This window comes from Photorhabdus heterorhabditis (assembly GCF_001280945.1).
Lineage (GTDB): Bacteria > Pseudomonadota > Gammaproteobacteria > Enterobacterales > Enterobacteriaceae > Photorhabdus > Photorhabdus heterorhabditis.
Map to the genome: position 1 here is coordinate 16,983 of NZ_LJCS01000006.1, position 13,387 is coordinate 30,369.

General features: G+C 42.2%; 12 protein-coding genes and 1 pseudogene. 8 read left to right on the plus strand and 5 right to left on the minus strand.

Features of this window, described 5'->3' with window-relative positions:
* Window positions 1-489 precede the first annotated feature (489 nt).
* Window positions 490-1,989 carry an anti-phage dCTP deaminase gene (locus AM629_RS03820; RefSeq protein WP_054476313.1) on the plus strand — a complete coding sequence of 500 codons (1,500 nt, stop codon included), beginning with the start codon at window positions 490-492 and terminating at the stop codon, window positions 1,987-1,989.
* On the plus strand, window positions 1,986-2,147 hold the full coding sequence (locus AM629_RS23875) for a PDZ domain-containing protein (RefSeq protein ID WP_161804207.1): 162 nt from the start codon (window positions 1,986-1,988) through the stop codon (window positions 2,145-2,147). Before AM629_RS03820 ends, AM629_RS23875 begins: the two co-directional genes overlap by 4 nt.
* Window positions 2,148-2,344: 197 nt before the next feature.
* On the opposite strand, the gene uxuA is transcribed toward AM629_RS23875, so the two are convergent.
* The 3 genes from uxuA to AM629_RS03835 all read right to left on the minus strand — a co-directional run bounded on the left by uxuA (window position 2,345) and on the right by AM629_RS03835 (window position 5,592).
* On the minus strand, window positions 2,345-3,532 hold the full coding sequence (gene uxuA, locus AM629_RS03825) for a mannonate dehydratase (RefSeq protein ID WP_054476314.1): 1,188 nt from the start codon (window positions 3,530-3,532) through the stop codon (window positions 2,345-2,347).
* Window positions 3,533-3,730: 198 nt separating this feature from the next.
* A complete protein-coding gene (locus tag AM629_RS03830; RefSeq protein WP_054476425.1) occupies window positions 3,731-4,492 on the minus strand; it encodes an FCD domain-containing protein in 762 nt (253 codons plus the stop codon).
* Window positions 4,493-4,611: 119 nt separating this feature from the next.
* The gene (locus tag AM629_RS03835) at window positions 4,612-5,592 is read right to left on the minus strand and encodes a TRAP transporter substrate-binding protein (protein WP_054476316.1); all 981 of its coding nucleotides are present in this window, start codon (window positions 5,590-5,592) and stop codon (window positions 4,612-4,614) included.
* A gap of 330 nt (window positions 5,593-5,922) precedes the next feature.
* Here AM629_RS03835 and AM629_RS03840 point away from each other — a divergent pair, with 330 nt between their 5' ends.
* Genes AM629_RS03840 through AM629_RS03865 form a run of 6 tightly spaced genes read left to right on the plus strand, consistent with a single transcriptional unit; the run spans window position 5,923 to window position 12,290 of the window.
* Window positions 5,923-6,429, plus strand: a complete 507-nt coding sequence (locus AM629_RS03840; protein WP_054476317.1) for a TRAP transporter small permease — start codon at window positions 5,923-5,925, stop codon at window positions 6,427-6,429.
* A 32-nt stretch (window positions 6,430-6,461) separates the two neighbouring features.
* Window positions 6,462-7,763 (plus strand): TRAP transporter large permease, encoded by a 1,302-nt coding sequence (locus tag AM629_RS03845; protein WP_054476318.1) that lies wholly within the window; start codon window positions 6,462-6,464, stop codon window positions 7,761-7,763.
* A gap of 38 nt (window positions 7,764-7,801) precedes the next feature.
* On the plus strand, window positions 7,802-9,259 hold the full coding sequence (locus AM629_RS03850; RefSeq protein ID WP_054476319.1) for a fructuronate reductase: 1,458 nt from the start codon (window positions 7,802-7,804) through the stop codon (window positions 9,257-9,259).
* Between the two features lie 18 nt (window positions 9,260-9,277).
* Window positions 9,278-10,702 carry a glucuronate isomerase gene (gene uxaC, locus AM629_RS03855; protein ID WP_054476321.1) on the plus strand — a complete coding sequence of 475 codons (1,425 nt, stop codon included), beginning with the start codon at window positions 9,278-9,280 and terminating at the stop codon, window positions 10,700-10,702.
* Window positions 10,699-11,661, plus strand: coding sequence for a sugar kinase (locus AM629_RS03860; RefSeq protein WP_054476322.1), 963 nt, complete (start codon window positions 10,699-10,701; stop codon window positions 11,659-11,661). Before uxaC ends, AM629_RS03860 begins: the two co-directional genes overlap by 4 nt.
* A complete protein-coding gene (locus AM629_RS03865; protein WP_054476323.1) occupies window positions 11,661-12,290 on the plus strand; it encodes a bifunctional 4-hydroxy-2-oxoglutarate aldolase/2-dehydro-3-deoxy-phosphogluconate aldolase in 630 nt (209 codons plus the stop codon). The genes AM629_RS03860 and AM629_RS03865 overlap by 1 nt, the downstream gene beginning before the upstream one ends.
* 82 nt (window positions 12,291-12,372) lie before the next feature.
* On the opposite strand, the pseudogene AM629_RS03870 reads toward AM629_RS03865, so the two are convergent.
* Both AM629_RS03870 and AM629_RS03875 read right to left on the minus strand, forming a co-directional pair.
* A pseudogene (locus tag AM629_RS03870) lies at window positions 12,373-12,862 on the minus strand (GNAT family N-acetyltransferase).
* Window positions 12,853-13,125: a type II toxin-antitoxin system TacA family antitoxin gene (locus AM629_RS03875; protein ID WP_054476325.1), complete on the minus strand. Its 273-nt coding sequence runs from the start codon at window positions 13,123-13,125 to the stop codon at window positions 12,853-12,855. The pseudogene AM629_RS03870 and the gene AM629_RS03875 overlap by 10 nt, the downstream one beginning before the upstream one ends.
* Between the last annotated feature and the right edge of the window lie 262 nt (window positions 13,126-13,387).

Below are 13,387 nucleotides of genomic sequence, written 5' to 3' on the forward strand. Positions count from 1 at the left end.
GTGACTTGAAATCTAAAGTTGCCAAATAAATTACCTTGATTTCCACCACTGATATAAAACTTCCACATCAGGAGAAGTGAGCAATTTCATCGCTTCTTTTAGCTGTTCCAAGGGCCAGTGCCACCATTGCATCTTAGTCAGCATAGCGATTTGCTCATCAGAAAAACGCTTTCTAATAATTTTCGCAGGAATAGTATAGTGATATATACATAATTGAGAAATATAGTTTAATCTTGATCACAATAAAAGGAGTGTGAATTCATTATAGAGAGTACATTATGTGATATTGATTCCTATTTCTCCAACTTAATGTTGAAAAAATATTTTAGTCTAGGATATATAGGATAGAATAATTAAATAGATTTTTATTTGGTTTCGAAATTATATTTATTTTAATGTTATCATTTGTTTTCTATAGATATCATTATCTGTGATTAATTGTTATTTTTAATAAATAAGATAAAACAATAATAGGTGGAAATAATTCACATGATTAATATAAATAAAACATATTCATCTGAAGATGATCAGATATCTTGTGATCTTGATTCTGAGGTCGTTATTGGGTTAGTTGGTGCTGTAGGAACTGATTTGGAAATAATCAAAGATTCTATAACACAGAAGCTTAATGCGTTTAGATATGATGTGCAGGAGATAAGAATATCTTCTGAAATCATTTCAGTATTAAGAGATATTCCCTCAACAAAGGATAATTATGAAAGGATAAGTTGTTTAATGTCGGAGGGTAATTATTTAAGAGAGTCTAGCCAAGATAATTCTATATTGGCATTAGCTGCGACAGCAGAAATAAATAAAAGAAGAGAGAAGAAAAATTCTTTACCGAAACCATCTATTAGGAGAGCATATATTATAAATTCTCTCAAACATCCAGATGAGGTCAACGCATTAAGGGAGATTTATGGAAATGGATTTTTCCTGATAGGTGTATATACTAGTAAGTCTCAAAGATTAAAGAATCTTACTGTCGATAAAGGCATTGATAGGGAAAAGGCTAAGGAGTTGATTAGTCGTGATTCTAATGAGGGAAATGAGTGGGGACAGCATACAAGAGATACTTATGAGTTATCAGATTTCTTTATAAGTTATGATGGAAATAAAAATAGGACCGACAATAATATATGGAGAATATTGGATCTTATTTTTGGTAATCCATATGTTACTCCGACCTTTGATGAATATGCTATGTTCATGGCTTTTTCTGCTTCATTACGATCTGGAGATCTTTCCCGTCAGGTTGGGGCTGTATTAACGAAAAATGAAAGTATCATATCAACTGGGGCTAACGATGTACCAAAATTTGGCGGAGGATTATATTGGCCTGAATATGTAGGAGATGAAATTGAAGATACTAAAAATGGTAGAGATTATAAATTAGGTGAGGATTCAAATGCGAAAGAGAAAAGATTAATTATTGAAGATATACTTAAAGATGTCAAAAATGAAAAAAAGGAAGAATTTAAAGAATATCTTCTGAAAAGCAAGATCAAGGATATTACCGAGTATGGGAGGGTTGTGCATGCTGAGATGGAAGCTATCTTAGCATGTGCAAGAAGTAATATTAGTACTTATAATGGAATATTATATTGTACTACATTTCCATGTCATAATTGTGCAAAACATATCGTTGCCAGTGGTATAAAACGAGTTGTCTATATTGAACCTTATCCTAAAAGTAAAGCCTTTGATTTTCACCCTGATTCTATTTCAACTCCTGAGGGAGGGGTAGCTGACAATAAAGTAATTTTTGAGCCATTTGTGGGGGTAGGGCCTCGTTGTTTCTTTAATTTATTCTCTATAAATCTAGGAGTAGGTTATAAAATCAAAAGAAAAAATAAAGAGGGTAAAACTTTTAATTGGGATAGGAGAGATGGAAAACTCAGAATGAAGATGCTATCATTATCTTATATAGAGAAAGAAACCGAATCAGCAGCTAATGTAGATAGATTAATAAAGGAGTTAAAGAAATGACTAAGAAAGAGGAGTTTTTAGCTTATTTAAGTGAAGCGAGTAAAATAGTTGAACAATGGCCAGATTGGAAGAAAGGTGGATTGAAAACGCACCGTAACCTACAAACATCTGGTAAAGATAAATCTAAGACTTATGTGATTGATGAGAATAAAAAATAAATTGGTATAACTTATTCTTACTTATTGAAAAACAGAGAACTTGATAATGGTTTTCTGTTTTCTGACTGTTATATAATGAATTAAAATAATAAAGTAAGGTTTTATTTTAACACCCTGATAGTTACATCGATGTGGATAAATATAAAGAGTAACCCTTTTTAGGGTTACTAGTAAATATAGTGAATAACTCAAACTCATTATTTGTTTTCAAAAAATGCCCGTTTTAAACCTAATTCCAGACCGCGAATTTCTGCTAAACCTTTTAAACGGCCAATACAGGAGTAACCGGGATTAGTTTGTTTTTTTAGGTCATCAATTATTTGATGGCCGTGGTCAGGGCGCATTGGGATTAAACGGTTATCTCCAGCTTGTTTACGGCGATATTCTTCACGTAGGATTTCCATAACTACGTTATACATATCCACATCACCAGCCAGATGAGCGGCTTCATGGAAAGTTTTGCTGTTTTCTTCCCGTTGAGTGGAGCGTAGATGAGTGAAATAGATTCGGTTGCCATAGCGCTTAATCATCTCAACCAAATCATTATCACCACGAACACCATAGGAGCCGGTACACATGGTAATGCCGTTAACTGGGCTTGGTTCAATGGTTGTCAGCCATTCAATATCTTCAATAGTGGAAATAATACGCGGTAAGCCCAGAATAGGACGCGGTGGATCATCCGGGTGAATTGCCAGACGTAAACCATATTCTTCACAAACAGGAACAATCTGGTATAGGAAATAAGCTAAATGTTCACGTAGCTTAGTGCGGGTAATATTTTTGTAGCGATCTAATTGAACCTGAAATTCTTTCAGCGTATAGCCTTCTTCGGCGCCCGGTAGACCGGCAATGATATTAGCAGTAAGTTGCTTAATATCAGGAATCGACATATTGTCGTAATAGACTTTTGCTTGAGTTTGTTCTTCAACGGTATAATCGGCTGTTGCATTAGGGCGTTTGAGGATATAGATCTCAAACGCGGCAAAGGCAATTTGATCAAAACGTAAGGCTTTAGAACCATCAGGAAGCAGGTACTCAAGATCAGTGCGTGTCCAATCGAGTACTGGCATAAAATTATAGCAGACGGTATCAATGCCACATTCCGCCAAATTTTTTAGTGAAGTTTTATAGTTATTAATCCATTGTTGGTAGTGACCGGTTTGAGTTTTAATTTCTTCATGGACAGGTACACTTTCAACAACTGACCAAATAAGCCCTTTATCTTCAATCATCGTCTTACGGACTAAGATCTCATCTTTATGCCAAACATGTCCGTTAGGAATATGATGCAACGCGGTAACGATGCCGGTTGCACCCGCCTGACGGATATCATCTAAGGAAACAGGGTCATTTGGGCCGAACCAACGCCAGGTTTGTTCCATGGTTATTTACCTTTGCACAAATTTAGAAAGAACAACTGGATATATACCCAATAGATTTCAAGTTGCAGTGCGGCGGCAAGTGAGCGCATCCCCAGGAGCATAGATAACTATGTGACTGGGGTAAGTGAACGCAGCCAACAAAGCAGCAGCTTGAAAGATGACGGGTATAAAAACTTATTTATTAGTTATTCCGTTAAATTAATTACGTCTCTTTGTTATTTCGTAGGGATACGAATTAAAGAGATAACCGTCGAAATAGGGATCATCAATATCAGACAGTTCCAGTAAACGTAATTTTACATTCTCCAAATGTTGCCACATTGCTTGTTTAGCAGCAGCCGGATCTTTTTTGATCATGGCGGAGAAAATGATCTGATGATCATGCAACCACTCTTTACGGTAATCTTTGTCAGTGATTCGGGTGTGGAGTTTCAGCCACATGGGATTATTTTCCCGCCAAGCCCAGGATTGTTTGAGTAGTTCAACTAACATGCTGTTATGGGTTGCTTCAGCAATTGCCAGATGGAATTCTCTGTCACCGGATTCATCTTCACCAGAAACCAAATCTTCGGATTCTCTTTTCAATGCTCGACGCATACTAGCAACGTCGTTTGGTGTCACTTGCATTGCGGCAAATTCGGCAATATTACTTTCCAATAATTGACGAGCCTGTAATAGCTCAAAAGGCCCTGCTGCATTGATTGAGCATGAAGAGGCAGGCAACAGCTGAGGGAGACTGATAATATAGACCCCGGAGCCTTTACGGACTTCGATCAGATTTTCCAGTTCGAGCATAATTAATGCTTCACGAACCACGGTTCTGGAAACTCCTAATAATTCAGCAAGTTCCCGTTCGGGGGGTAAGCGATCCCCGATGTGATATTGTTGATTAGCAATCATCTGCCTTAATAAAATGCCGACTTCTTGGTAAGGACGTTTTGGCTCAAGTAAATGCTTCATCATGTGACTACCATTACGATGATTATCTATTAATTGTATGGATCATAGTCAAAAACAGGAATTGGTCAACCAAAAATACCATTTCAGGGTGAAGGCCAAATGACCTTCACCTATGATGATTATTTTACTGCGCGAATGCGCTCTACCATACGGTAAAGTATCGGGTCATTTTTCCTGATGTCGTCGTACATAGGTTTGACGGCTTCTTCAAATGACTTTTTATCGACATCAATAAATTTAACCCCAATTTTTTCTGCATTTTGGCGTTCCCTCGCCTCTGATTTTTCCCATAATTTCGTCATATATTCCGAGGAGTTGATTGCAGCATTCATGAGAATTTTTTGTTGTTCTGATGACAACTTATTGAGAGATTTATTAGAAATAACTAATACATCTGGCACCATCGTGTGTTTATCCAGTGAGAAGTATCTTGCAACTTCACTGTGACGGCTCAGGCTGAAAGAGGGAATGTTATTTTCTGCGGCATCGACAACTCCCTGTTGCAGAGCAGTATACAATTCGCCGTAAGCCAAAGGTGTTGGATTACCTCCCAAGTTTTTCACCATTGAAATGGCTGTTGGACTAGGTTGTACTCGGATCTTCATACCTTTGAGATCGGCGGGAGTACGAAGGGGTTTTTTGGCGTAGAAGCTGCGTGCACCTGCTTCATAGTAGGTTATGCCAATAAACCCGCGGTTTTTGCTGGAAGCGAGGATCTCTTTACCCATTTCTCCATTTTTGATTTTTTCGTAGTGTGCTTTATCGCGGAATAAATAAGGCAGATTAAAAGCGGAATAAGCGGGTGAGAAAGCTTCCAGCTCTGCGGCGTTAGATTTGACTAAATCCAACGCACCATTTTGCATCAGCTCCATGGATTCCCGTTGATTACCTAATTGTGCATCTGGATAGATCCGAATACGAACATCACCATTTGTTTTTTGGCGAACTTCATCAGCAAACTGAGTCATTGCCTTGTGTACTGCGTGATCGCGGTTATGGTTATGGCTGAGTTTTAATGTTGTCACTGCCATAACTTGTGACGCTCCCAGGGTAAATATCGCCCCGATTACAGTACATAAAATACGCTTAGAATTGTTCATTGTTCGTTCTCCAATTGCTGTAAATAGGTTACGGGCACAACTGAACTGACGGCCAAACCATAAGCACCACTTCTGCTGTCGTCAAAAAGTAAATGCTATTTGGTTGACCAATATCACAAAATAATCGTGTCAGCTAGTGAACCAGTCAGTTTGTGATCCCGCTCACTGGATGTTTTTTTGACCTGGATCTTATAATCCAGGTGGCGTAGCGTTCTCTTTACTTGCGTTGGTCAAGCAGTTTTCCATTATCTGGTTGACCAAATATGGCATCCGTTAAGGTCAATTCCGTTAAGATCAATTTCGTTAAGATCAATAGAAAGGACAAGCCCCATGAAAAACCTTGTGGATTGCATCAATAAAGGTTTGGCATTTTTTACAATCTGCCTTTCCACTTTTTTGGTGTTTTGTGTTACATGGCAAGTCGTTTCCCGCTATGTGCTTGGTACACCGAGTACGGTAACGGATGAATTTGCCCGTTATCTGTTTATGTGGGTCGCCATGATTGGCGCGGCATATACCACAGGCCAACACCGCCACTTAGCTATCGACTTATTAGCCATGAAACTTAAGGGGGTAGGTAAAAATATTGTGGGTTTAGTTATACAGACCTTGATTGCTCTGTTTGCTTCCGTGGTGCTGGTGTATGGCGGATCGGTACTGGCTATCTCGACGCTTGAAACTGGGCAAATCACTCCCGCGTTGGGGCTACAGATGGGATATGTCTACTTATGTCTGCCAATCAGCGGTGTTCTGATAATCTTCTATGCACTGGTAGATAGCGTTGCTCTTATTCAGAATTTTTCAGGCAAAGATACCACCATTTCGGAAAATGATTGAAATCACCAGACAAGACAGAAGGGGATGAGCTTATGGATTGGCAAGTTGTTTTAGCTTTGTTTGGTAGTTTCGCGGTATTACTGGCACTGGGTGTCCCGGTATCCTTTGCGATTAGTTTGTCATCATTACTGACCATTATGATGACGCTACCAATGGGAGCGGCTATTACTGTTGTCGCTCAACGTATGGCTGCGGGTGTTGATAACTTCTCTTTACTGGCTATTCCGTTCTTTATTTTGGCGGGAAATATTATGAATCAGGGGGGGATTGCTACCCGGTTGATTAATCTGGCAAAAGTTATTGGTGGTCGCTTGCCCGGTTCACTGGTTCACGTCAATATTATGGCGAATATGTTTTTCGGTGCGATTTCAGGTTCTGCGGTGGCATCTGCTGCGGCAGTCGGTGGAACGATGGCGCCAATGCAGAAAAAAGAGGGCTATGAACCGGAGTATTCTGCCGCAGTAAACATTGCTTCCTGCCCTACCGGTTTGTTGATCCCACCAAGTAATACTTTGATTGTTTATTCACTGGTTTCCGGTGGTACATCAATTGCTGCGCTGTTTCTTGCAGGTTATATTCCTGGCATTCTGATGGGGGTATCTCTGATGATAGTGGCGGCAATTATTGCTAAACGCCGTGGCTATCCAGTTTCACCAAGGCCCACGTGGAACGAGTTTTTTATCACTTTGATTCGTGCATTGCCTTCTCTGATGCTGATTGTGGTTATTATGGGCGGTATCATTGCCGGTATTTTTACTGCGACAGAAGCTTCCGCGATTGCAGTGTTGTACAGCTTTGTACTGGCAGTCCTGATTTATCGCGAAGTCAGTATGACTAAACTGCCAAAAATCATTTTGGATTCTGCTGTGACGACTTCCATTGTTCTGCTGCTGATTGGTGCATCAATGGGAATGTCTTGGGCAATGGCAAATGCTGATCTGCCCTATCTGATTGCTGATGCATTGATGGTAGTTTCGGAAAACCCGCTGGTTATTCTACTCGTCATTAATATCATTCTGTTGCTGGTTGGAACCTTTATGGATATGACCCCGGCGATTCTGATTTTTACGCCGATTTTTCTGCCTGTGGCGCAGAGTATGGGGGTTGATCCGGTACACTTCGGCATCATTATGGCCTTTAATCTGGCTATTGGTATCTGTACGCCGCCGGTAGGGAGTGCGCTATTTGTTGGCTGTTCCATTGGTGAGGTCAGCATTAATCAGGTATTGAAACCGCTGGTGCCAATGTACTGCGCTTTGATTATCGCCTTGATGCTGGTGACCTTTATGCCACAGCTGAGTCTGTGGTTGCCTAAGATGTTACTGAATTACTAATTATTCAGGTAATTTGCGTTTTAAAAAGGAATTGTTCCATGATTCGCAATATAGCCAATTGCAAAATCAACTCTGCTATTTCTTACCCTTCCTATGATCGTAAAAGGTTGGTTGCCCGTATTGTTCATCTGGGGTGTGGCGCGTTTCATCGGGCACATCAGGCAGTTTTTACGCATCATATGCTGGAAAAAACAAACAGTGATTGGGGAATTTGTGAAGTCAGCTTATTCTCCGGCCAGACGGGGATTCAGCACCTTAAAGATCAGGATTGCTTGTGTACCATTGCGGAAAAAGAGGCAGAAAAAACTGAGCTGAAAATTATTGGCTCTATGGTTGATGCTTTGCATCCTGAGTTTGTGGGTCAGCAAGGTATTCTGGCAACCATGGCACAGCCGCAGGTGGCGATTATCTCTCTGACAATCACTGAAAAAGGTTATTGTACCGATATCGCCAGCGGTAAGCTGGATGAAAATAATGCGTTGATTCAACAAGATTTAGCCAACCCAACCGAACCAACATCCGCTATTGGCTATATTGTTGAAGCGCTTCGCCTGCGTTATGAACGTGGTTTACCGCCGCTGACGGTGATGTCCTGTGATAACGTCAAAGAAAATGGCAATGTTGCTCGTGAAGCGGTGGTGGGTTTTGCCCGTTTACGTGATGAAAAACTGGCGCAGTGGATTGAACTAAATGTGACTTTCCCATGCACAATGGTTGACCGCATTGTTCCTGCTGCGACATCAGAATCGTTGGGGGAGATTGCTGAACAGTTAGGTGTATATGATCCCTGTGCAATCACCTGTGAACCTTTCCGTCAGTGGGTGATTGAAGATAATTTTGCCAATGGCCGCCCAAACTGGGATTTAGCAGGGGCACAATTCGTTAAAGATGTCGTGCCTTTTGAAACCATGAAATTACGGATGCTAAACGGTAGCCACTCATTTTTGGCTTATCTGGGTTATCTGGGAGGGTATGCACATATTGCTGACACAATGGCTAATTCCGATTACAGGCAAGCTGTTTTGGGTTTGATGTTGCAAGAGCAAGCACCAACTCTGACGATGCCGATAGGAACAGATCTTTCCCAATATGCCCATCTGCTGATTAAGCGTTTCAGTAATCCCAGCCTTAAACACCAGACTTGGCAGATAGCAATGGATGGCAGCCAGAAATTACCACAGCGTATGTTGGACTCTGTGACTTATCACCTGACCAATGGCAGCGATTATCCTCACCTGGCTTTAGGTATCGCCGGATGGATGCGTTATGTCAGCGGTAAAGATGAGCAAGACAAATTGATTGATGTGCGTGATCCACTGGTGGAGCAATTTAAATCTATTTACCAGCAATATGGGGTATCTATTGATGTGGTACCTGCATTGTTGGCTGTTTTTGGCAATCCATTGCTAGCCAATCCGCATTTTGTCCGGGCAGTTACTGAAGCTTACCAGCAATTACTAGATTGCGGCGCTCGTCGGGCGGTGGCAGCACTCTAAATGGGTGAAGGAAAGAGTATGAAAAATTTTATATGTGAAGATTTTCTGCTGAACAATGACATTGCCCGTCAGCTATATCATGAATATGCCGCAGATATGCCGATTTATGACTATCACTGTCATCTTAATCCGCGTGAAATTGCTGAAAATCGCCAGTTTGATAACCTTGGTCAGATTTGGCTCGAGGGGGATCACTATAAATGGCGGGCAATGCGTTCTGTTGGTATTGATGAATCACTCATTACCGGCAGACAAACGGGTGATGATGAAAAATATCAAGCATGGGCAAAAACGGTACCGTTGACATTAGGAAATCCACTTTATCACTGGACACATCTGGAATTACGCCGTCCGTTTGGCATTACCGGGAAATTATTGGGGCCGGAAACTGCCGATGAAATCTGGCATCAATGCAATGAAAAGCTGGCAACCCCAGAATTTTCAGCCCGTGGCATTATGCAGCAAATGAATGTTCGAATGGTTGGGACTACGGATGATCCGGTGGATTCTCTGGAATATCACCGCCAAATCGTGGCAGATGAGAATTTTGATATCGAAGTATTACCGAGTTGGCGCCCTGACCGGGTATTTAAAATCGAGTTGGCGGGTTTTACTGACTATATCAAACAGCTTGAAGTTGTGGCGGATGTATCGATCTCTTCTTTCGCTGATCTGTTACACGCGTTGGAGCATCGTCTTGATCATTTTGCCGAGCATGGCTGCCGGGCTTCTGACCATGGCATAGAGAATCTGCGTTATGCGCCGGTTCCTGAGCAAACAGTATTGAATGGTATTCTGCAAAAACGGCTGACTGGCGATACTCTCTCTGAGTTTGAAATTGCGCAGTACACCACGGCGGTTTTGGTGTGGCTTGGTCGGCAATATGCGGCCCGTGGTTGGGTGATGCAGCTGCATATCGGCGCTATCCGTAACAACAATACCCGCATGTTTCGTCTGCTTGGTGCGGATAGTGGTTTTGATTCCATTGGTGATAATAATATCGCCTGGCCGTTATCCCGCCTGCTAGATAGTCTGGATGTGACGGATGAATTGCCGAAAACGATTCTTTACTGCCTGAATCCACGAGATAACGAAGTGATTGCAACGATGGCTGGTAACTTCCAAGGGGGCGGGATTGCCGGTAAAGTGCAGTTTGGTTCGGGCTGGTGGTTCAATGATCAGAAAGATGGCATGTTGCGCCAGCTTGAACAACTTTCTCAACTTGGGTTGTTGAGCCAGTTTGTCGGTATGTTGACTGATTCCCGTAGCTTTCTTTCATACACACGACATGAATACTTTCGTCGCATTCTGTGTAACTTGTTGGGGCAATGGGCAGAAAATGGTGAAATTCCCAACGATAGAATGATGTTAGGACAGATGGTTGAGGATATTTGCTTTAATAACGCCCGCCGTTATTTTGCTTTGCCGGGAGAAAACCCATGAAGCAGATTGCGTTCCTTGGTGAATGTATGATTGAACTTAATGGCGCGCCTTTCGGCACGATGCATCAGACTTTTGGTGGTGATGCACTGAACAGTGCGGTTTATTTAGCACGAGCAAGCCAACAGAAAATTGCTGTCAATTTTGTGACTGCGCTGGGAATGGACTTACTCAGTGAAGGAATGATCAAACGTTGGCAAGATGAGGGCATCTATACGCATCTGGTGTTACGTGATCCAGCTCATCAGCCGGGGTTGTATCTGATTCAGCTTGATGAGCAGGGAGAGCGCACCTTTCTGTACTGGCGTAATGATTCTGCCGCTCGTTATATGGCTCGCCATCCTGATTTCTTTTCTGTTATTCAATCGTTGCAGCAGATGGATGCTATTTATCTCAGTGGTATCAGTTTGGCTATTTTGCCTGCCGATGATCGTGAAAAGTTACTGAATCTGTTGGCTGGACTGGCCGTACAAGGGAAAACAATCGTTTTCGACAGTAATTACCGCCCGGCATTATGGGAAAGTGTGGCAGAAGCTCAAGACTGCTATCAGAAATTACTCTCTTTTACCTCACTGGCACTGGTGACAAATGATGATGAATGCCATTTGTGGGGGGATAAATCGGTGACAGAAATCATGGCTCGCCTCAAACGGGTTGGGGTTAAAGAAGCGATTGTTAAAGTGGGTGCTGCCGGTTGTTATTATCAGAATTTGGTACAGGGTATGCTGATTGAGCAGATCCCAACCGAGCCGGTTGTTAAAGTGGTCGATACCACGGCGGCGGGAGATGCCTTTAATGCCGGATTTTTGGCTGGCTATCTAATGGGTTGCCCGATAAAACAAGCGGCAATCATGGGGCATCGTCTTGCTGGTATCGTCATTCAGCATAAAGGGGCGATTATTCCAAGCAGCGTTACTAAAACGATGACTGATAGCTTCTTTTCAGAGCAGGAGAAAAACTGATGAAACAAATGATTGAGCAGTTACGCCAGTTAAAAATTGTCCCGGTGATTGCTGTTGACCGAGCGGAAGATATTATTCCGTTGGGTAAGGCATTAGCTGACAATGGCTTACCCGTAGCGGAAATTACTTTTCGTTCTGCGGCAGCGAAGGGAGCTATTCGTCTGCTGAGAGAGGCTCAGCCGGATATGCTGATTGGTGCAGGAACAGTTCTGAATCGTGAGCAGGTGGTTACTGCCAAGGAAGCGGGGGCGACTTTTATCGTTTCCCCGGGTTTTAATCCAAATACCGTTAAAGCCTGTCAGGAACTGAATATTCCGATTATTCCAGGTGTGAATAACCCAAGTGCGATTGAAGGTGCAATGGAATTGGGGCTAAAACTATTGAAATTCTTTCCGGCAGAACCTTCCGGCGGTTTGCCAATGATTAAAGCGATATTGGCACCTTATACTGAATTGCAAATTATGCCGACTGGGGGAATCGGACCAAATAATATTCGCGATTATCTTGCTGTACCGCGTATTGTGGCGTGTGGTGGTTCATGGATGGTTAGTCAAGCGCTGGTGGGTAGCCAAAACTGGCAGGAAATCGGTCGCCTGACTCGTGAAGCGATGGATTTGGTGAATACTTAAGGAATAGTGGTTCTTGTCTTGGGATAAAATATTATTCCGACAATAATACCAAAGGGAAAAAAAGGGTTTAGTAAAAATTCTTTCACTTCTGTTTGCCTAATGGCAGCATCAGCGTGTATGGCTCCAACGGTGACTGGACGAAGCCAAGACGCGTATAGAACGTTCGAGCGCTCTCATCAAGTGCGTGGACGATTATAGCTGAAATGCCCACTTGTTCTGCCGTGCTGGCGACACGCTTCCAAGCATCTTGGAGAAGCAATGCCCCGAGCTTCTTCCCCCTGATATTCCACATCGACAGCCAGATGGCCAAGAAGCACTACAGGGATAGGATCTGGCATATTGCGTTTAAGCGATGGTGTAGATTCAATATGATTAATTGAACCGGCGCTTAGACAATAATAACCGATAACGTCTTTTGTGCCTTCCTTGCAAATAACAAATGTGCGGCTCGCGCCGAGCTTATTATTTTTTAAAGCCCGGCGTGAAAGCCATTCGTTTAATGTTTCATGCTGGCAATAAAAATCATTTATATTATGTTCAGCCGTTAATATTTCAGGTGTGCTTATTCCCACGGCGCTTTATATCCCATCAGTTTTTTAAAACCTTCATTATCAGAAAGCGGTTGCTCCAGCATCTGCATGAACATATGGTATTTTTTGTCGTTAACGAAAAAGTGGCGCTGATCGAGTATGGCATCTTCGGCTGCGCGGCAGGCAGCATCCAAGATGAAATCAGTTCGGGTCTTTGAGAGCAGGTTTGCTGCATGGTCAATAAGCTCCCGCTGGAAGGCTTTCGCCCGGATGTTGATCGGGGTTTCTTTAGGTTGTGTTCTCATAAATCACCTGTGTAGCAAATTGGTAGACAGTCATTATAGCAGTTGTATAACTAATAGATGTACATTTAGCGTCTTCATTTGAAATCTTATGAAACGTAAGCATGCTGGGTTATCCAAAATATATATACCCGTCATCTTTCAAGTTGCTTCTTTGTTGGCTGCACTCACTCCGGTCACATAGTTTGCTATGCTCCCGGGGATTCGCTCCCTTACCGCCGCGATGCATCTTGAAATCCATAGGGTATATATCCGTATTGATGTG

Bases quoted from the DNA above. Each gene is read 5' to 3' on its own strand.
- AM629_RS03830 (WP_054476425.1), bottom strand. From the start codon at position 4,492: ATGAAGCATTTACTTGAGCCAAAACGTCCTTACCAAGAAGTCGGCATT.
- AM629_RS03865 (WP_054476323.1), top strand. From the start codon at position 11,661: ATGAAACAAATGATTGAGCAGTTACGCCAGTTAAAAATTGTCCCGGTG.
- AM629_RS03860 (WP_054476322.1), top strand. From the start codon at position 10,699: ATGAAGCAGATTGCGTTCCTTGGTGAATGTATGATTGAACTTAATGGC.
- AM629_RS03840 (WP_054476317.1), top strand. From the start codon at position 5,923: ATGAAAAACCTTGTGGATTGCATCAATAAAGGTTTGGCATTTTTTACA.
- AM629_RS03845 (WP_054476318.1), top strand. From the start codon at position 6,462: ATGGATTGGCAAGTTGTTTTAGCTTTGTTTGGTAGTTTCGCGGTATTA.
- AM629_RS03835 (WP_054476316.1), bottom strand. From the start codon at position 5,592: ATGAACAATTCTAAGCGTATTTTATGTACTGTAATCGGGGCGATATTT.
- AM629_RS03850 (WP_054476319.1), top strand. From the start codon at position 7,802: ATGATTCGCAATATAGCCAATTGCAAAATCAACTCTGCTATTTCTTAC.
- AM629_RS03875 (WP_054476325.1), bottom strand. From the start codon at position 13,125: ATGAGAACACAACCTAAAGAAACCCCGATCAACATCCGGGCGAAAGCC.
- uxaC (WP_054476321.1), top strand. From the start codon at position 9,278: ATGAAAAATTTTATATGTGAAGATTTTCTGCTGAACAATGACATTGCC.
- AM629_RS23875 (WP_161804207.1), top strand. From the start codon at position 1,986: ATGACTAAGAAAGAGGAGTTTTTAGCTTATTTAAGTGAAGCGAGTAAA.
- AM629_RS03820 (WP_054476313.1), top strand. From the start codon at position 490: ATGATTAATATAAATAAAACATATTCATCTGAAGATGATCAGATATCT.
- uxuA (WP_054476314.1), bottom strand. From the start codon at position 3,532: ATGGAACAAACCTGGCGTTGGTTCGGCCCAAATGACCCTGTTTCCTTA.